The sequence below is a fragment of the Kitasatospora sp. NPDC089509 genome (genome assembly GCF_044749365.1).
Taxonomy (GTDB): domain Bacteria; phylum Actinomycetota; class Actinomycetes; order Streptomycetales; family Streptomycetaceae; genus Kitasatospora.
In genome coordinates, this window is the sequence record NZ_JBIVHS010000005.1 from 94927 (window position 1) to 112448 (window position 17522).

The 17522-nt window shown below is 74.5% G+C and carries 13 protein-coding genes and 1 tRNA gene; 9 read left to right on the top strand and 5 right to left on the bottom strand.

What is annotated here, in order from left to right:
• The first annotated feature begins 1 nt into the window (after position 1).
• The 7 genes from ACIP4P_RS12610 to ACIP4P_RS12640 all read left to right on the top strand — a co-directional run bounded on the left by ACIP4P_RS12610 (position 2) and on the right by ACIP4P_RS12640 (position 10553).
• A tRNA-Ala gene (locus tag ACIP4P_RS12610) sits at positions 2-74 on the top strand.
• A 97-nt stretch (positions 75-171) separates the two neighbouring features.
• Positions 172-1467, top strand: a complete 1296-nt coding sequence (locus ACIP4P_RS12615; protein WP_400917267.1) for a hypothetical protein — start codon at positions 172-174, stop codon at positions 1465-1467.
• A gap of 373 nt (positions 1468-1840) precedes the next feature.
• A complete protein-coding gene (leuS, locus tag ACIP4P_RS12620; protein ID WP_400917269.1) occupies positions 1841-4726 on the top strand; it encodes a leucine--tRNA ligase in 2886 nt (961 codons plus the stop codon).
• A gap of 317 nt (positions 4727-5043) precedes the next feature.
• A complete protein-coding gene (locus tag ACIP4P_RS12625) occupies positions 5044-5826 on the top strand; it encodes a hypothetical protein (RefSeq protein WP_400917271.1) in 783 nt (260 codons plus the stop codon).
• A 93-nt stretch (positions 5827-5919) separates the two neighbouring features.
• The gene (locus tag ACIP4P_RS12630) at positions 5920-6765 is read left to right on the top strand and encodes a DegV family protein (protein WP_400917273.1); all 846 of its coding nucleotides are present in this window, start codon (positions 5920-5922) and stop codon (positions 6763-6765) included.
• A 201-nt stretch (positions 6766-6966) separates the two neighbouring features.
• Positions 6967-7845, top strand: a complete 879-nt coding sequence (locus ACIP4P_RS12635; RefSeq protein ID WP_400917275.1) for a helix-hairpin-helix domain-containing protein — start codon at positions 6967-6969, stop codon at positions 7843-7845.
• 110 nt (positions 7846-7955) lie between these two features.
• Positions 7956-10553: a ComEC/Rec2 family competence protein gene (locus ACIP4P_RS12640; RefSeq protein ID WP_400917277.1), complete on the top strand. Its 2598-nt coding sequence runs from the start codon at positions 7956-7958 to the stop codon at positions 10551-10553.
• A gap of 279 nt (positions 10554-10832) precedes the next feature.
• Here the strand turns inward: ACIP4P_RS12640 and ACIP4P_RS12645 are convergent, their stop codons facing one another.
• Together ACIP4P_RS12645 and ACIP4P_RS12650 are read right to left on the bottom strand one after the other, a co-directional pair.
• The gene (locus tag ACIP4P_RS12645; protein WP_400917279.1) at positions 10833-11957 is read right to left on the bottom strand and encodes a DUF4185 domain-containing protein; all 1125 of its coding nucleotides are present in this window, start codon (positions 11955-11957) and stop codon (positions 10833-10835) included.
• Positions 11958-12222: 265 nt separating this feature from the next.
• A complete protein-coding gene (locus ACIP4P_RS12650) occupies positions 12223-13485 on the bottom strand; it encodes an MFS transporter (protein WP_400917281.1) in 1263 nt (420 codons plus the stop codon).
• A gap of 153 nt (positions 13486-13638) precedes the next feature.
• Here ACIP4P_RS12650 and ACIP4P_RS12655 point away from each other — a divergent pair, with 153 nt between their 5' ends.
• Positions 13639-14574, top strand: a complete 936-nt coding sequence (locus ACIP4P_RS12655; protein WP_400917283.1) for a LysR family transcriptional regulator — start codon at positions 13639-13641, stop codon at positions 14572-14574.
• 26 nt (positions 14575-14600) lie between these two features.
• Here ACIP4P_RS12655 and ACIP4P_RS12660 read toward each other — a convergent pair whose 3' ends face one another.
• On the bottom strand, positions 14601-14894 hold the full coding sequence (locus ACIP4P_RS12660; protein WP_350510962.1) for a hypothetical protein: 294 nt from the start codon (positions 14892-14894) through the stop codon (positions 14601-14603).
• Between the two features lie 131 nt (positions 14895-15025).
• Between ACIP4P_RS12660 and holA the strand changes: the two genes are divergently transcribed.
• Complete coding sequence (gene holA / locus ACIP4P_RS12665) at positions 15026-16024, top strand: DNA polymerase III subunit delta (RefSeq protein ID WP_400917285.1); 999 nt, start codon at positions 15026-15028, stop codon at positions 16022-16024.
• Positions 16025-16045: 21 nt separating this feature from the next.
• Here the strand turns inward: holA and ACIP4P_RS12670 are convergent, their stop codons facing one another.
• Both ACIP4P_RS12670 and rpsT read right to left on the bottom strand, forming a co-directional pair.
• On the bottom strand, positions 16046-16816 hold the full coding sequence (locus tag ACIP4P_RS12670) for a hypothetical protein (RefSeq protein ID WP_400917287.1): 771 nt from the start codon (positions 16814-16816) through the stop codon (positions 16046-16048).
• Between the two features lie 419 nt (positions 16817-17235).
• Positions 17236-17505 carry a 30S ribosomal protein S20 gene (rpsT, locus tag ACIP4P_RS12675; RefSeq protein WP_218205877.1) on the bottom strand — a complete coding sequence of 90 codons (270 nt, stop codon included), beginning with the start codon at positions 17503-17505 and terminating at the stop codon, positions 17236-17238.
• Between the last annotated feature and the right edge of the window lie 17 nt (positions 17506-17522).

Here is a 17522-nt window from a genome sequence, read left to right on the forward strand (position 1 = left end):
AGGGGCTATAGCTCAGTTGGTAGAGCGCTTGCATGGCATGCAAGAGGTCTGGGGTTCAATTCCCCATAGCTCCACAGTGGTTGAGAGCCGCCACCCGAATCGGGTGGCGGCTCTTCGCCGTTGTGTGCATGCCACCGGCGGGCGAGCCGGAAAGACCGCTACCGTCGTGCCATGGCCGATCTGCAGCGAAGGCGGAACGAGGAGCTGGCCCGGATACTGCACCAGCTCGGCTGGAGTCCGGAACGGCTCGCCCGCGAGGTGAGCCTGGCCCTGCCGCCCGGCCTGGCGATCAGCTCCACCGCCCCGTACAAGTGGCGCGACCGCGGCATGGTGCCGCGCAGCCCGCACGACCAGACCGTCTGCGAGGTGCTCAGCCGCACCCTCGGCATAGCCGTCACCTACGAGCAGCTCTGGGGCCGGATGGGCGGCCACCGCGGTGCCAAGATCCTCTCGCCCCGGCTGCTCACCGACCCGTGGACCGCCGACACCGCGCAGACCGCGCTGCGCGAGGCCGCCACCGACGCCGGGCCGGTCCGCCTCACCGACCTGTTCCGCGGCGCCGACCTCGACCACGCCGCCGAACGGCTCTCCTCGCCGCCACCGCCGGTCGGTGGCGGCGAGGGCGCCCTGCGCGTGGACCCCACCCTGGCCGGCGAGCTCGGGCTGTCCTACCGCAGCAAACAGCGCCTCGAACGCTCCTGCGGCGGCGGCCTCGTCCTCGGCCCCGCCCGGGCCGAACTCGCCATGCTGGCCAAGCTGTTGGAACTCGGCGCGTACGACGAACGGCTCGGCCGCGAGCTGTACGGCACCGCCAGCAGACTCGCCCGGCTGGCCGGCTGGGCCGCGTACGACCTCGGCCACGACGCCGCCGCCCAGCGGGCCTTCGTCGCCGCGCTGCGCGCCGCCCACGTCAGCGGCGACGCCCGGCTCGGGGTCGGCGGCCTCGGCGCACTGGTGGTGCTCGCCACCCAGGGCAGCGGCGGCCGCGGCCTGGACGCCGTCACCGCGCTGCGCACCGCCCTGGACGCCCACGGCCCCGCGCTCAGCCCCACCGCCCGGGCCCGCCAGCTCGGCCGGATCGCCCGCGCCCACGGCCGCCGCGGCGAGGGCGAGCAGGCCGAGGCGGCCGCCGCCCGGGCCTTCGCCGAACTCGACGGCCTCCCCGGCACCGAGGAGGCCCGGGCCGACCTCGCCGGGATGGTGGGGGAGGGGCGGCTGGCGCTCGGCCAGCACCGGATGGCCAAGGCGCTGCTCGCCGAGGCGGTCGCCGGGCTCGGGCCGGGGCGGGCCCGCGCCAAGGCACTGCTGATGGTCCGGCTCGCCGAGACCCACCGGCGGCTCGGCGACCAGCGGGAGGCGGCCCGGACGGCGGGGCTGGCGCGCTCGCTCGCGGCGGGGATGCAGTCGGAGCGGCTGGCCAGGGCGCTGCGGGACTTCGAGGCGGCGGGGCGGACGCCGGGACGGTGACGGGCTCCGGTGGGGGAGGGGGCTCCGGGGCGGACGCCGGGCGCGGTGACGGGCCCCCGCGTGGGGGCGGGCGATTCGGGGCGGACGCCGGGCGCGGTGAGGGGCCCCCGCGTGGAGGTGGTCGGCCGGTGGGACGGCCCGGAGGGCCCTGACCTGCTTGCGGTACCCTGAGCCCATGCGAACCGTGCGCCTGCTCCTTAGCCGGCCGCGCTGACCAGGACCGGCCGCGCCCTCGGGCGGTGCCGGAGTCGGCGTGGCGTCCCCTCCTGCGAGGGGATTTTTTGTTTTCCGCCCCCGCCCGCGTCGTGGGACGGGTCCACGGTCGGCCGCGTCGCGCGGTTCGCCAACTGACACCGATGGAGCTTGAAGGACCATGAGCGAGACGACCCCTGCGTCCGGCGCGGCCGAGACCGCGACCGAGCCGTTCCGGTACAGCGCCGCGCTGGCGGCGGAGATCGAGTCCCGCTGGCAGGACATCTGGGAGAAGGAGGGCACCTTCCACGCCCCCAACCCCACCGGTGAGCTGGCCGACCCGTCCGCCGGTGACGTCGCCGCGAAGCCGCACAGCTTCATCATGGACATGTTCCCGTACCCCTCCGGCGCGGGCCTGCACGTCGGCCACCCGCTGGGATACATCGCCACCGACGTCTTCGCCCGCTACCAGCGGATGACCGGCCACAACGTGCTGCACACGCTGGGCTACGACGCCTTCGGTCTGCCCGCGGAGCAGTACGCGGTGCAGACCGGCACCCACCCGCGGGTCTCCACCGAGGCCAACATCGCCAACATGCGCCACCAGCTGCGCCGGCTGGGCCTGGGCCACGACCCGCGCCGCTCGATCTCCACGATCGACCCGGACTACTACCGCTGGACGCAGTGGATCTTCCTGCAGATCTTCAACTCCTGGTACGACGAGGCGGCCGGCAAGGCCCGTCCGATCGCCGAGCTGATCGCCGCCTTCGAGTCCGGCGCGCGTGAGCTGCCGGACGGCCGCACCTGGGCCGAGCTGTCCGCCGCCGAGCGCGACGAGGTGCTGGGCGAGTACCGCCTGGCGTACGCCAAGGAGGTGCCGGTCAACTGGTGCCCCGGCCTGGGCACCGTGCTGGCCAACGAGGAGGTCACCGCGGACGGCCGCTCCGAGCGCGGCAACTTCCCGGTGTTCAAGTCCAACCTGCGCCAGTGGATGATGCGCATCACCGCGTACTCCGACCGCCTGATCGCCGACCTGGACCTGCTGGACTGGCCCGAGGCCATCAAGCTGCAGCAGCGCAACTGGATCGGACGCTCCGAGGGCGCCCGGGTGGACTTCGCCGTCGACGGCGGGAAGATCACCGTCTTCACCACCCGGCCCGACACCCTGTTCGGCGCCACCTACATGGTGCTGGCGCCCGAGCACGGCCTGGTCGACCAGATCGTCCCCGCCGCCTGGCCGGAGGGCGTGCCCGCCGAGTGGACCGGCGGCGCCGCGACCCCCGCCGAGGCCGTCGCCGCCTACCGGGCCGCGGCCGCCGCCAAGTCGGACGTCGAGCGCCAGGTCGAGGCCAAGGTCAAGACCGGCGTCTTCACCGGCGCCTACGCCGTCAACCCGGTCAGCGGCGCGCCCGTCCCGGTGTTCATCGCCGACTACGTGCTGATGGGCTACGGCACCGGCGCCATCATGGCCGTCCCCGCCCACGACCACCGCGACTTCGACTTCGCCCGCGCCTTCGCGCTGCCGATGCGCTGCGTCGTCGAGCCGACGGACGGGCGGGTTGCCGACCCGGCCGAGTGGGACGACGCCTTCGACACCTACGACTCGGTCATCGTCAACTCGGCCCGCCCCGAAGGGGACCTGTCCCTGGACGGGCTGAGCGTGGTCGAGGCCAAGGCCGCCGCCACCGCCTGGCTGACCGAGCGCGGCATCGGCGAGGGCACCGTCAACTACCGCCTGCGCGACTGGCTGTTCAGCCGTCAGCGGTACTGGGGCGAGCCCTTCCCGATCGTCTACGACGAGGACGGCGTGATGCACGCGCTGCCCGAGTCGATGCTGCCGGTCGAGGTCCCCGAGGTCGACGACTACTCGCCGCGCACCTACGACGCGTACGACTCCGCCTCCTCGCCGGAGACCCCGCTGTCCCGCAACGAGGACTGGGTCACCGTCGAACTGGACCTGGGCGACGGCGTCCGGACCTACCGCCGCGAGACCAACACCATGCCCAACTGGGCCGGTTCCTGCTGGTACGACCTGCGCTACGTCGACCCGACCAACAGCGACGCCGTCGTCGACCCGGCCAACGAGCGCTACTGGCTGGGCCCGACCGCGGCCAAGCCGGCCGGCGGCGCCGACCTGTACGTCGGCGGCGCCGAGCACGCCGTGCTGCACCTGCTGTACGCGCGCTTCTGGCACAAGGTGCTGCACGACCTGGGCCACGTCTCCTCCGTCGAGCCGTTCCACAAGCTGTTCAACCAGGGCATGATCACCGCGGACGTCTACCGCGACGAGCGCGGCTTCCCGGTGCCCGCCGCCGAGGTCGAGGAGCGCGACGGCGCGTACTTCTGGCAGGGCGAGCCGGTCAAGCGCGAGGCCGGGAAGATGGGCAAGTCCCTGAAGAACGCCGTCGCCCCGGACGAGATCGCCGACGAGTACGGCGCGGACACCCTGCGCCTGTACGAGATGTCGATGGGCCCGCTGGACGTCTCCCGCCCGTGGGACACCCGGGCCGTCGTCGGCTCGTACCGCTTCCTGCAGCGGCTGTGGCGCAACGTCGTCTCGGAGGCCACCGGCGAGCTGGTCGTCACCGAGGAGCAGCCGGACGACGCCACGCTGCGCGCCCTGCACAAGGCGATCGACGGCATCCGCGCCGACATGGCCGGGCTGCGCTTCAACACGGCCGTCGCCAAGGCGATCGAGCTGAACAACTTCCTGGTCAAGCGCGGCTCCACGCCGCGGGTCGTGGCCGAGCAGCTGGTGCTGATGGTCGCGCCGCTGGCCCCGCACATCGCCGAGGAGCTGTGGCGCCGCCTGGGCCACGGCGAGTCGCTGGCGCACACCGACTACCCGGTCGCGGACCCGGCGTACGTGGTCGACGAGGCGGTGACCTGCGTCGTGCAGATCAAGGGCAAGGTCAAGGCCCGGCTGGAGGTCGCGCCGAGCATCACTGACGCGGAGCTGGAGGCGCTGGCGCTGGCGGACCCGGCGGTCGTCGCGGCGATCGGTGACGCGGCGGTGCGGAAGGTGATCGCTCGGGCGCCGAAGCTGGTGAACATCGTGACGGGCTGAGGTCGGGGAGGTCGGGGGCGCTGACCTTCTGACCTTCCTGCCTTCCGGCTGGTCGGCCTGGTGGCCGGTTGGCCGGGTGATCGGGCGGGTGTCCTTCGGGGCGCCCGCCCGGTGCGTTGTGCGGGTGCTGCGGGCGCTGCGGGTGTCGGTGGGGCCGGGCGGGCCCTCGGGGAGATCCCGGATTCGTCCCTGATCTCGGCCCGTCGGGCCCCTTCGCACTGCCCGCGGCCCGGTGCCGCGGCTACCGTGGAACCCTCGGCATTGCGGCCCGCGTTGGGCTCGTTGGGGGCCGGAACGACGGTGGAAGGTGGCGCGCGATGGACGTGTTCGGCGTGATGATCGGCTTGGTCCTGCTCTTCGGGATCGCGACGCTCGTCCTGGCCGTGGTCGGCACGGTCAAGGCGGCCAAGGCCGTCGCCGCGAAGGTCGAGAAGCACGAGGCCAACGCCCGGCGCGCCGTCGAGACCGCCACCCTCAAGGCGAAGACCTACACCAAGATCGGCCCGCCCGCGCAGATCGCCAACGTCCGGCTCAAGCTGCGCACCTCGCTCGACGGCACCCGGCAGGTGCTGGAGGGCGGAGTCGCGCAGGACGGCCAACTCGGCGAGTCCCTCGCGCTGCTGACCCGGCTCGACGCCCACGCGGCGGAGCTGGACGGCGAGTTGCGGGTGCTGGAGCGCGAGCCGGACACCGCGCGGATCGCCGCCAAGCTGCCGGAGCTGCGGGAGCGGGCGGAGCGGATCACCCATGCCGCGGAGACCATGCGGTGGGCGGCGCAGGACCGGATGCACCGGTTCGCGGACGACGAGCTGAGCCGGCTGAGCCAGGAGTGCGAGAGCGAGGCGGGGGCGCTGCGGCACTGGGACACGGCGGGGGGTGCCTCGGGTGCGGCCTCGGCTCCGGGTGCGAGTGCTGCTGCGGGTGCGGGTGCAGCGCCGGGTACTGCTGCGGGTGCGGGTACTGCGTCGGGTGCGGCTCGGGCCGGGCTGACCGACGGGAAGGGGCGGCCGAGCGCGGAGGACCTCCTCGGGCTGGCCGACCCGCTGGCGAAGCTGGCGCAGCGGCTGCGGAAGCCGTCGACGGGGCCCTCGGCGGGCTGATCCGGGCTGAGACGGGCGGGCCCTTCCAGGCCTCCCGGGGAGCGTACGGGCGGCCGCTGTCCTCCCGGACGAACGCGGAGTAACCTCCGCCTCATGCCCTCCGACCTCGCAGTTGTCACCGATTCCACGGCCTATCTGCCGCAGGAGGCCCTCGACCGGCACGGGATCACGGTGGTCCCGCTGAGCGTCGCGGTCGGTGACTCGGTCCTGTGCGAGGGCGTCGAGATCTCCCCGAAGGACGTCGCCGAGGCACTGCGCGGCAAGCAGCGGGTGACCACCTCCCGGCCCAACCCGGAGACCTTCGCCGCCGCCTACCGGGCGGCCGCCGAGGCCGGGGCGAAGGGCATCGTGTCGGTGCACATCTCCGGCGAGCTGTCCGGCACCGTCGAGGCCGCCCGGCTCGCCGCCGCCGAAGCGCCCGTGCCGGTGCGGGTGGTCGACAGCCGGCTGGTCGGCATGGCCCTCGGGTACGGGGTGCTCGCGGCGGCCGAGGCCGTGGCGGTGGGCCGGGACCTGGCCGAGGCGGCCGAGGCGGCGAGCCGACGGGCGGCCGGGACCAGCGGGTTCTTCTACGTGGACACCCTGGAACACCTGCGCCGGGGCGGGCGGATCGGGGCGGCGCGGGCGCTGCTCGGGTCGGCACTGGCGGTCAAGCCGCTGCTGCACCTGGACGGGGGGCGGATCGAGCCGCTGGAGAAGGTGCGGACGGCGTCGCGGGCGATCGCGCGGCTGGAGGAGATCGCGGTCGAGCGTTCGGGGGAGGGCGAGGTGGACATCACCGTGCACCACCTGGCGGCCGGGGAGCGGGCGGAGGCGCTCGCGGAGCGGCTGCGGGGCCGGGTGCCGGGGCTGCGGGAGCTGTACGTGGGCGAGGTCGGGGCGGTGATCGGCGCGCACGTCGGGCCGGGGCTGCTCGCGGTGGTGGTCGCGCCGCGCTGAGGCGGGGGTGGCGGGGCGGTTGGGGGTGGCGTTGCGCGGGGTGGCGTTGCGTGGGGGCGGTGGTGTGCGGGGGCGCTGCGGTCAACCGTGAGGTGGGCTCGCCACTCGTGTGAGTGACACTTTTTATCCACAGCCCCCGGGTTATCCACAGGCTTTCGGTAATCTCCGCGCGCTCGCCACGGGACTCCTACCGTCCTCGCCATGACGACCTTGAGCCCGGGCGCGGCGAAGCGCCAAGCGATCAACGAGACGGTGCGGCTGCGGATGGCGGCGCTGCTGCCGGCGGACGACGAACCGGTGTGTGCCGTGCCGCCTTCCGTACCCTCCTCTGCTCCGGTGTCCTCCGCACCGCCCGCGGAGCCGGAGCACCTCCTCGACCCGCCGGGTGCCGGCGCGCGTCTGCGGTTCGCCTCGATGCTGGCGCTCGACCGTCGGGCCGTGGCGGGGCTGGCCGTCCTGCTGCTCTTCGCGGTGGGTTACGCGGTGCAGCATTTCTGGCTGGCCAGGCCGGAGGCGGTGCCCGTTCCGGCGCTGGCGGCCGCGTCGGCGCCGACCGAGCCGGGGCGCCCCGCCGCCGACGGCCCACCGGGCAGCGGGGCCGGTCCACCCGAGTCCTCGGCGGGCCCGGGGGTCGAGCCCGCCGTCGTCATCGACATCGGCGGCCGGGTCCACCGGCCCGGCCTGCACACCCTGCCCGGCGGATCGCGGGTGGCCGACGCCCTGCGGGCGGCGGGCGGTCCGCTGCCGGAGACCGACACCCGAGGCCTCAACCTGGCCCGGGTCCTGACGGACGGCGAGCAGATCGTGGTCGGCGAGCAGGCGTCGGCGCCCGTGCCGGTGCCCGTTCCCGGAGCTGCCGGTGGACCTCCCGGGGCCGGCCCGGCCCGACCACCCGTCAGCCTCAACCGCGCCACTCTCGAACAGCTCGACGCCCTCCCCGGCGTCGGTCCGACCCTCGCCCAGCGCATCCTCGCCTACCGGGCCTCGCACGGCTCGTTCCGATCGATCGACCAGCTCCGCCAGGTCAGCGGCATCGGCGTCCGGACCTTCGCGGAACTCCGTCCGCTCCTGACCCTCTGACGGCCCGACCGTCCGCTCGACCGCTCGTCCGCTCGTCCGCTCGTCCGCTCGACCGCTCGTCCGCTCGACCGCTCGCTCTTCCGCCGCCGCTCCCGAAGGGAGGTACCACCGTGTCCGCCGTCACCGCTCCGCTTCCGCGCACCCGTTCCTCGGCGGCCGACTTCCGGCTGCTGCTGCCCGCCCTCTCGGCCTGGCTGGTCACGGCGGTGCTGCTGCCCCTGGAGCCGGGGGCCGAGGTGTTGTTCCTCTCGTTGGCGGGCGCCGCCGTGCTCGCCGCCGTCCTGTTGCTCGTCCGGCCGGTGCTGCCGCGTCGACGCGGGGCCGCGGTGGCGTTGGCGGCCGTGCTGCTCAGCGGCGCTGCGGCCGCGATCGCGACCCCGCTGCACACCGCCGACCTGCACCGGGGGCCGTTGCCGGAGCTCGCCCGCGCGGCCGAGCACGCCCCGCCGCGCTCCCCGGGCACGCCCGCCCCGGTGGTGGAGGTGGAACTGACCGTCGAGGGGGACCCCAAGGTCCACACCGCCCGGGGCGGCACCACCGGCGGGCAGACCCTGGTCACGGTCGAGGCCGTGGCCGACCGTGCCACCGTCCTCCCGGACGGACGGGCCACCCGGACGCACACCCCGGTGACCGTGTTGGTCCGCGGGGCGGAGAGCGAGCCCTGGCTGCGCCTGCTCCCGTCCGAGCGACTGGCCGTCGAGGCCGAGGTGCGCCCGGCGGGGGAGGGCTACGACACCGAGTGCGCGGCGCTGCTGGCCGTCCACGGCCCGCCCCGGCGGCTCGCGCCGCCGAACCTGCCGCAGCGGATCGCCGGGCGGCTGCGCGAGGGCCTGCGCACGGCCAGCGACGGGCTTCCGCCGGACGCGCGCGGGCTGCTCCCCGGGCTGGTCGTCGGTGACACCTCGCGGCTGCCCGACGACCTGGTGGACGCCTTCCGGGCCACCGATCTGGTGCACCTGGTGGCGGTCAGCGGGGCCAACCTGGCGATCGTCCTCGGCCTGCTGCTCGGTGCACCGGGCCAGGCCGGCACCCCGGAACGGCGCGGACTGGCCGCGCTGCTGGGGCTGTCGCTGCGCACCAGCGCCCTGCTCGGCACGGCGCTGGTGCTGGCCTTCGTGACCGTCTGCCGGCCCGAGCCCAGCGTGCTGCGGGCGGCGGGGACGGGACTGATCGGCATGCTGGCCCTGGCCACCGGCCGTCCCCGGCAGGCCGTGCCGGCGCTGGCGGGCGCCGTCCTGGGCCTCGTCCTGCTGGATCCGTTCCTGGCCCGTTCCTACGGCTTCCTGCTCTCGGTGCTCGCCACCGCCGGGCTGCTCGTGCTCGGGCCGCACTGGGCCGAGTCCCTGCGCGCCCGGCGCTGGCCGCACCACCTGGCGGGTGCGATGGCGGCGACGGCGGCGGCGCAGGCCCTGTGCGCGCCGGTGACGGTGGTACTGTCCGGGCACATCAGCCTGGTCGCGGTCCCGTGCAACCTGCTGGCCGAGCTGGCGGTGGCCCCGGCGACGCTGCTCGGTTTCGGGGTGCTCGTCCTGCAGCCGCTCTTCCCGTCCCCGGCCAGGCTGCTGGCCGGGCCGGCCGGGGTGCCCGCGAGCTGGCTCGCCTTCGTCGGGCGGCGCGGGGCCGAGCTGCCCGGTGGGCAACTGTCCTGGCCCGGTGGCTGGTTCGGCGTGGCGACGGTCGCACTGGCGACCTTGGCCGCCTGCTGGGCGGCGCCCCTGCTGCTGCCCCGGCGGGCGGAACCAGGGCGGTCGACACCCGTCCGTCGCCGCTGGGCGGGGGTACTGGTGACGGGAACCCTGCTGGTGGTGCTGCTGGCCGTCCTGCTGCGCCCTCCGCAGCTCGCCCGGATCGCCACCGGCTGGCCGCCGCCGGGGTGGCGGTTGGTGATGTGCGACGTCGGGCAGGGGGACATGCTGGTCCTGGCGACCGGCGTACCGGACAGCGCTGTGGTGGTGGACACCGGTCCGGATCCGGAGGCCGCCGACCGGTGCCTGCGCGACCTCGGCGTCACGACGGTGCGGCTCCTGCTGCTGACGCACTTCCATGCGGACCATGTCGAGGGTGTGCCAGGGGTGTTGCGGGGGCGTCAGGTGGGCGCGGTCGAGGGCACGGTGCTGGACGACCCGCCGGGTGAGGCTGCCCGGGTGGTGGCCTGGGCGGCGGGGGCCGGGGTGCCGCTGCTGCGGGCGGGCCGGGGTGAACGGCGTTCGGCCGGTACGGAGTTGTCCTGGGACGTGGTGTGGCCGGATCCCGGGGCGGTGCTCGACGTGCCGGGGGCGAACAACGCGAGCGTGGCACTGGTGGTGTCGCTGGCCGGAGGACTGCGGATGGCGCTGCTCGGGGATCTCGAACCGCCCGCCCAGTCCGCCCTGTCGGGGCGCTTGGGGCGGGTGGACGTCCTGAAGGTGGCGCATCACGGCTCGGCCCATCAGGACTGGGGCCTGACGGGTGCGTTGCGGCCCCGGCTCGCCCTGATCTCCTGTGGTGAGGGCAATGCGTACGGGCATCCGTCACCGCGTACGGTCGACCGGCTGCGGGCGCTGGGGGCCACCGTCCTGCGGACCGACCGCTCGGGGGACATCGCCGTGACCGGCGACTCCCCGTCCACCCTCGCGGTCGCCGTCCACCCCCAGCCCGTCCACGGCACCCGTTCCGGGCACTCGCCCGCCGGGCAGTCCACCCGCGGGCCCCGCGGCCCGCCCCCGTGACCCCGCTCTCCTCTTCCCTCCACGAGGTGGGGTGGGCAGGGGGTAGGGGTGGGGGAGGTGGAGGGAGGCTGGGAGGGGGGCGGGGGCGGGGGCCCCGGGGAACGCGATGTGCGGCGCGCTCCGGGCCCGCCCGGAGCGCGCCGCAGCGATAGCCCGCCTCCCGGCCACCCCCCGACCGGCCACCCGCCACCGGTGGGCGGACGAAGAACCGGCACCCCGGCCTGCTCCCCGGCCCGGGCCGGGGAGCAGGCCGGTGGACGACATCGGCGGCAGCGGGCCTCAGGAGAGCATGTTGATCCGGTACTGCATGATCCGGTAGTTCTGCGGGTCGTACCACTGGCTGACGACGATGTGGAAGTTGCCGAACGTCGAGCCGGGGATGACGAAGCCGCCGTACGGGCTGGCGACCAGGTTGGCGGCCTCCTGCCCCGGGGTGCCGGGGAGGATCATGGCCTGCTCCAGCGTCCGGGTGAGGTCCGAGGTCGGCAAGGGGAAGACCATGGCCCTGATCGACAGCGGGTCCATGTTGAGCCAGGTGAGCACGTACTTGCCGTCCATGGCGCGGAAGCACAGCTCGCCCCACTTGCGGGTGCCGAGGACGGTGGTCGGCGCGGGGGCGTTCCAGCGCCAGCCGCCGTCGGCGTAGCCCCACGGCTCGTAGGCGTCCGGGCTGCCGAGGCTTTCCTTCCGCACCCGGTGCAGCAGCATCCCGGATTCCACGTCGCGGTTGAACACCGTGGACAGCACGTAGCAGTAGCCGTCGTCGGCCACGGCGTAGGTCTTCTGCTGGAACTGCCCGCCGTGCAGGTCGGCCGGCCACTGGCAGAGGTACTCCCAGGTCTGGCCGTTGTCGGTGGAGCGCCAGAAGTCGGTGTGGTGGGTGTCGTAGATGACGCCGCGCATGAGGTGCATGTACATCACCCCGTCGACGACGAAGACGTCGGACGGGATCGCGGTCGTGAAGTTGTCGCCGACCCGGTTGTGCGGTTCGTCGACGAGGCTGATGCCGTGGTCGCCCCGGACGATGCCGTCGATGCGCAGGTTGTTCAGGTCCGCGCTGCTGGAGCGCAGGCCGACCGGGGCGTTCCACTGGCCGTGGCCGACCTGGTCGCCGTCGAAGGTGTCGCCGCAGACGAAGAGCATGGTGCCGTCCGGGCAGAGCACGGGGATCCCGAGGTCGGTCCAGGGTGCGCCGAGCGACCCGGTTTCGACGGGGCCGCTGAGGTTCTTCAGCTTGGTCGCGATCGTCGGACCGGTCGGGTCGTAGGGGCCGTTGGCGAGTGCCGCGGGAGCGCCCGAGGCGATCGCCCCCGCCCCCGCGGCGACGCCGAGGCCGATCTTGAGGAGCCGGCGGCGGGTGGGCCCGCCGGTCGTCACGTCGTTTCCGTCCGCTGAGCGTGTCATGGTGCCGGTGGCCCTTCCGAGTCGACGGATCCCGCGGCTGCCCCTGGAGCGACACGTGGAACGCGCGCACACCGGTGGCGACGGGCGTCACCGAGGCTACGGCGGCCCGTCGCCGCGTCGACGGTCGGTGGATGGACCTTCACCCGAATCGGTGAGCACGGAGGGGAGTTGACGGCCCGGACCGGTGGCCGGGACCGGCCGCGCGGAAGGCTCCACCGCACGCCGCGCCGACGTCACGCCGCGCCGACCGCACACCGCACCGACGTCACGCCGCGGCGACCTCCTGCGGCGGGGCCGGCCGGGTGCCGCGCGGGAGCAGCAGCGGGGTGGCCAGGATGAGCAGCCCCGCGACCGCGAGCGCGGTGCGCGGCCCGGTGGCGTCGGCGAGCAGTCCGCCGAGCGCGGTGCAGACGGCGATGGAGGCCTGCTGGCCGATGGACCAGGCGGAGAGGGTGCGGGCGACCAGGTGCTCGGGTGTACGTTCGAGCCGGTAGGTGGCGAGCACCGGGCTGTACAGGCTCATGTTGACGATGATCGCCAGCTCGACGGCCATCACGGTGAGCAGGCCGACCACGCCGGGGCGGACGAGGACCAGGCCGATCAGCCAGACGGCGCGAAGCGTGCCGACGGTGCGGAACACCCGGTCCCGGCCGTGGCGGGCCACCACGCGCCGGGCCAGCCGGGAGCCGATCAGTCCGCCGAGGCAGGGGGCGGCGAAGGCGAGGCCGTACTGCCAGGGCGGGAAGTGGAGTTGGCGCAGCAGCAGGACGGCCAGCACCGGCTCGGTGGCCATGATCAGCCCGCCGACGAGCAGGTTGTTGAGGTAGAGGGCCCGCAGGTCGGGGTCGCCGAGGATGTGCCGCCAGCCGTCGAGCAGCGCGCCGGTGCGCACCGTGCTCCGGTCGTTCGGCGGCGGTGGCGGGGGCTCCTCGCGGCCGCGGATCGCGGTGATGCCGAGGGCGGAGAGCAGGTAGCTGAGCGCGTCCGCGATCACGGTGGTGACGGGTCCGAGCAGGCCGATGGCGGCGCCGCCGAGCGGTGGCCCGATCGCGATGGAGCTCCAGTTGGTGGACTCGAAGCGGGCGTTGGCCACCAGCAGGTCCTCCGGCCGTACGAGGGCCTTGAGGTGGGCGCCGCTGGCCGCGTTGAACGCGATCTTGGCGGCGGCGACCACGGCGGAGACCGCCAGCAGCTGGACGAAGCCGAGCAGTCCGAGGGCGTAGGCGAGCGGGATCGTCGCCATCGCCGTGAACCGGGCGAGGTCCATCGCGATCATCACCGGGCGCTTGCGCCGGAACTCCACCCAGGGGGCGAGCGGCACCGCGATCAGCGCCCCCACCGCCGGGCCCACCGCGGACAGCGCGGACACCTGCGCCGGTCCGGCGTGCAGCACCAGGACGGCGAGCAGCGGCAGCGCCCCGAACCCCAGTCCGGAGCCGTACGCGCTCACCGCGTAGGCCGCCCACAACCAGCCGAACCGCCGCCCCAGCCGCGTCCTGGCCGCTCCGCCCACCCTGTCCCGGCGCATGTCCCGGCGCGCTCCCTCGACATCCCGGTCGCACGTTCCGACCGCACAATCCGACGTTGACCAGCCAGAGCCAACCGGGCGGCGCAGCCGCAGGTCAAACAACCGCTCCGTGCACTCCGTACAACTGGTCGTTGTTCCCTAAGGTGGGTCGGCATGGACCTCGAAGCCGTACGCACTTTCGCCGCCGTCGTGGCGGCGGGCCAGTTCCAGAAGGCCGCGGCCGACCTGGAGATCACCCAGCAGGCCGTCTCCAAGCGGATCGCCGCGCTGGAGCGCGACCTCGGTGTCCGGCTGTTCACCCGGACCCCGCGCGGCGCCGAACTCACCATCGACGGGCAGGCGTTCCTGCCGCACGCCCGCGAACTGCTGCGCGCCGCCGAGCGCGCGGTCGCCTCCGTGCGCACCGGCCGTCGGCCGCTGCGGGTGGACGTGATCGCCTCGCGCGTCGCGCCGTCGGGCCTGTTGCGGGAGTTCCACCGGGTGAACCCCGGGATCGAGCTGGACGTGGTGATGCTGTTCGACGTCGAGGCGGCCGTCACCGCGCTCCGCTCGGGCGCGATCGACGCGTCGTTCCGGGCGGTGGCCGCGCCCGGCCGGCCGCTGCCCGACGACATCGGGTCGGTCCGGGTGCTGGACGAGCCGTTGCAGCTCCTCACCGGTCCCGCCCACGCGCTGGCGGGCGCCCGTTCGGTGACCGTCGCCGAGCTCGTCGGGCACCGGATCTGGATGCCCGGCATCGCCCCCGGCACCGAGTGGGCCGCCTACTACGAGGACCTGGTGGCCGGGTTCGGCCTCACCATCGAGGCGACCGGGCCCAACTTCGGCTCGGACGCGCTCCTGGACACCGTCGCCGACACCCCGGCCCTGGCGACCCTGATGAGCGAGCACACCCGCCTGGTCTGGCCGGCCGGCCACGGCCTGCGCCGCATCCCGGTGACCGGTCCGACGCCGGTCTACCCGCACTCGCTGCTGTGGCACCGCGACAACCCCCACCCGGCGCTGCCGGTGCTGCGCGCCCACCTGGTCGCCGCCGCGCCCGCCCTCGACGCGGCCGGCACCTGGCGGCCGGACTGGGTGCTCCCGCGCTGAGCGGACGGGCGGCGGGGCGGGCCGGCTCAGGCCTCCTCGCGCCAGCCCTCGTAGGAGCCGACCACGGTGTCCAGGGCGTGCAGCAGGGCGGGCGTCCAGCCGTCGGACGGCGGGTCGAGGACGACCAGCCACTGGGCGTCCTCGGCGTCGTCCTCGCCGGCCAGGGCGTCGCGGACGATCTCCAGCTCGCCGAGGTCGGGGTGGGCGGCGGAGAGCTCCTCGGCGGCCTCGTCGGCGGTGTCGCGGTCGGGCAGGACGAGCAGCTGGCGGCCGTACGGGTCGTCGACGGCCGGGAGGTCGGGGGTGTGGTTCTCGGTCACCGTGCCATTCTCCAGGTCGGGCGCGGTGCTCCGGCAGGGCGGTCCCGGAACCGGGGCGGGGCCGGCCCGGCGGACGGGAGGGTCAGCGGCCCGGGCGGGAGTGTCCGTGGCCCGTGGGATGCTGGTAGGCGATGGCCAGGAAGAGTGCACCCGACGACCTGCTCGCCCCGCTGACCCTCGCGGTCGGCCAGGAGGAGCTGCTGCTGGACCGCGCGGTCGCCCAGGTGGTGGCCGCGGCGAAGGCGGCGGACCCGGACACCGACGTGCGGGACCTCCCGCCCGGCGGCCTGCAGCCCGGCAGTCTGGCCGAGCTGACCACGCCCTCGTTGTTCGCCGAGCGCAAGGTGATCGTGGTCCGGGCCGCGCAGGACCTCTCCGCCGACTCGGTGAAGGAGGTCAAGGCGTACATCGAGGCGCCCGCCGAGGAAGTGATCATGGTGCTGGTGCACGCCGGCGGTGCCAAGGGCAAGGGCCTGCTGGACGCCGGGCGCAAGGCGGGCGGGCGTGAGGTGGCCTGCGCCAAGCTGGCCAAGGCGAGCGAGCGACTGGCCTTCGTCAAGGGCGAGTTCCGTGCGCTGGGCCGTTCGGCGACCCCGGAGGCCTGCCAGGCGCTGCTGGACGCGCTCGGCAGCGACCTGCGCGAACTGGCCGCCGCGTGCAGCCAGTTGACCTCCGACGTCGAGGGCGCCATCGACGAGACGGTGGTGGCCCGCTACTACAGCGGCCGGGCCGAGGCGACCGGCTTCGAGGTGGCGGACCTGGCGGTCACCGGCCGGGCGGCCGAGGCGCTGGAGCGGCTGCGCTGGGCGCTGGCCGTCGGCCAGCCGCCGACCGGCATCACCTATGCGCTGGCCTCCGGCGTGCGCAGCATCGGGCGGCTGGCGACGGTCGGGCGGAACATGCGCCCGGCCGATCTGGCCCGCGAGTTGGGCATGCCGCCCTGGAAGGTGGACCGGGTCCGCCAGCAGATGCGCGGCTGGACGGGCGACGCGGTGGCCACCGCGCTGACCGAGATCGCCCGGGCCGACGCCGCCGTGAAGGGCGGCGGGGCCGACCCGGCGTTCGCCCTGGAGCGCGCGGTGGTCGCCGTCGCCAGGGCCGCCCGGGCCGGCTCCCGGCCCTCCTACTGACGCCCCCGGGCCGGGGTTCCGCTACTTGCGCATGGCCCGGAGCGCGTTGTCGGCGTCCGCCTGCAGGGCGGTGCGCAGGTCGTTCATGGACGGCGGGTTGTCCTTGCCCTGGCTGTAACTGGCGTTGTACGTGAGGTAGAAGGTCATCCCGCCGTCGAGGACGTCCACCTCGGCGTACAGGCTGTGGTACGTGGACGAGCCGTCGTCCTTGTACAGGAAGTACGCCTCCTCGCCGAGCCCCGGGAGGTCCGTGGCCTGGTAGCCGCGGGCCGTGTAGAGCGCCTTGTTGGCCCTGAGCTCGGGCGCGGGGTTGACGGCCTTGTGCAGGTCGGCCCGGATGTAGGCGGAGGCGTACTCCGCGGAGGCGCTGCTGCCGCCGGTCCCGGCGGTCCGCTTGAGCGACATCGAGCAGTTCATGCTGTCCAGCGCCGGGTTCCGGTCGGTGTGGTGGGACGGCGAGTTGCTGTCCGTGGTGACGGTGTACGTCTGCAGCAGCCGGGAGGGCTTCGCGGTGGCGCAGAAGTCGTCCGAGAGGTGGTAGCCGCCGAGGCTGCGCGGTGAGGAGTCGGTGCTGACCAGGTCGGGGACGACGATGACGGCGGTGGCCCAGCCGGCCGAGGCGAGCAGCGCGCCGACGAAGGCCCAGACGGTGTTGCGCCGCAGGTTACCGCCCGAGCGGCCGGTGGGCGCCGTGGCGGCGGCGGGTGGACCGGGCGGGGGCCCGAACCCGGACGCGGCCGGCGGCACGACGCCGGGCTGCACCGGTCCCGGCTGCACCGGCCCCAGAGGCACCGGTCCCGGCATCTGCTGCGGGAACCCGTACCCCGGCCCGTTCGGCCCCGGCCCGCTCGGTCCCGGTCCCCGTCCTGGCCCGTTCGCCCCCGGGGACGGTGTCGCGGACGGCGGTGGCGGCGGTGGCGTCGACATGGCGGTTCCCCCTCAGAACGGGCGCCGGTGCGCTCCCCGCGCCCCGATCACGCCGGACCGACGATAGCGGCCGGGCCACACAACGCGACAGGCGCTGCCAACGCGACAGGCGCCGCAGTCGGCCTCGAAGAGGAGGCCGGCTGCGACGCCTGTCGTACAGCTGGTGTGCACCGCACCCGCGTGGCGAACGCAGGCCGCGTGCGGTGCGAGTCTCGCACGCCTCGGGGTCCCGGGTAGAGGGCCGGTTCGCTCCGAGGCGGTGGGGGCTGGCGCCCCCGGGGGCGTCAGGCCTGGACGGCGGTGTTGACGCGCTTGGTGATGGCCGACTTCTTGTTGGCGGCCTGGTTGGCGTGGATGACGCCCTTGCTCACGGCCTTGTCGAGCGCCTTGGAGGCGGCACGGGCCAGCACGACGGCCTTCTCGGTCTCGCCGGCGGCAGCGGCCTCGCGGGCCTTGCGCAGAGCGGTCTTCAGCGAGGACTTGACGGCCTTGTTGCGCAGGCGCGCCTTCTCGTTGGTCTTGTTGCGCTTGATCTGGGACTTGATGTTCGCCACGAAGGAGCCTCAGTCTT

Coding starts and splice junctions, on each gene's coding strand:
- ACIP4P_RS12615 (WP_400917267.1), top strand. CDS start 172: ATGGCCGATCTGCAGCGAAGGCGGAACGAGGAGCTGGCCCGGATACTG.
- leuS (WP_400917269.1), top strand. CDS start 1,841: ATGAGCGAGACGACCCCTGCGTCCGGCGCGGCCGAGACCGCGACCGAG.
- ACIP4P_RS12625 (WP_400917271.1), top strand. CDS start 5,044: ATGGACGTGTTCGGCGTGATGATCGGCTTGGTCCTGCTCTTCGGGATC.
- ACIP4P_RS12630 (WP_400917273.1), top strand. CDS start 5,920: ATGCCCTCCGACCTCGCAGTTGTCACCGATTCCACGGCCTATCTGCCG.
- ACIP4P_RS12635 (WP_400917275.1), top strand. CDS start 6,967: ATGACGACCTTGAGCCCGGGCGCGGCGAAGCGCCAAGCGATCAACGAG.
- ACIP4P_RS12645 (WP_400917279.1), bottom strand. CDS start 11,957: ATGACACGCTCAGCGGACGGAAACGACGTGACGACCGGCGGGCCCACC.
- ACIP4P_RS12650 (WP_400917281.1), bottom strand. CDS start 13,485: ATGCGCCGGGACAGGGTGGGCGGAGCGGCCAGGACGCGGCTGGGGCGG.
- ACIP4P_RS12655 (WP_400917283.1), top strand. CDS start 13,639: ATGGACCTCGAAGCCGTACGCACTTTCGCCGCCGTCGTGGCGGCGGGC.
- holA (WP_400917285.1), top strand. CDS start 15,026: ATGGCCAGGAAGAGTGCACCCGACGACCTGCTCGCCCCGCTGACCCTC.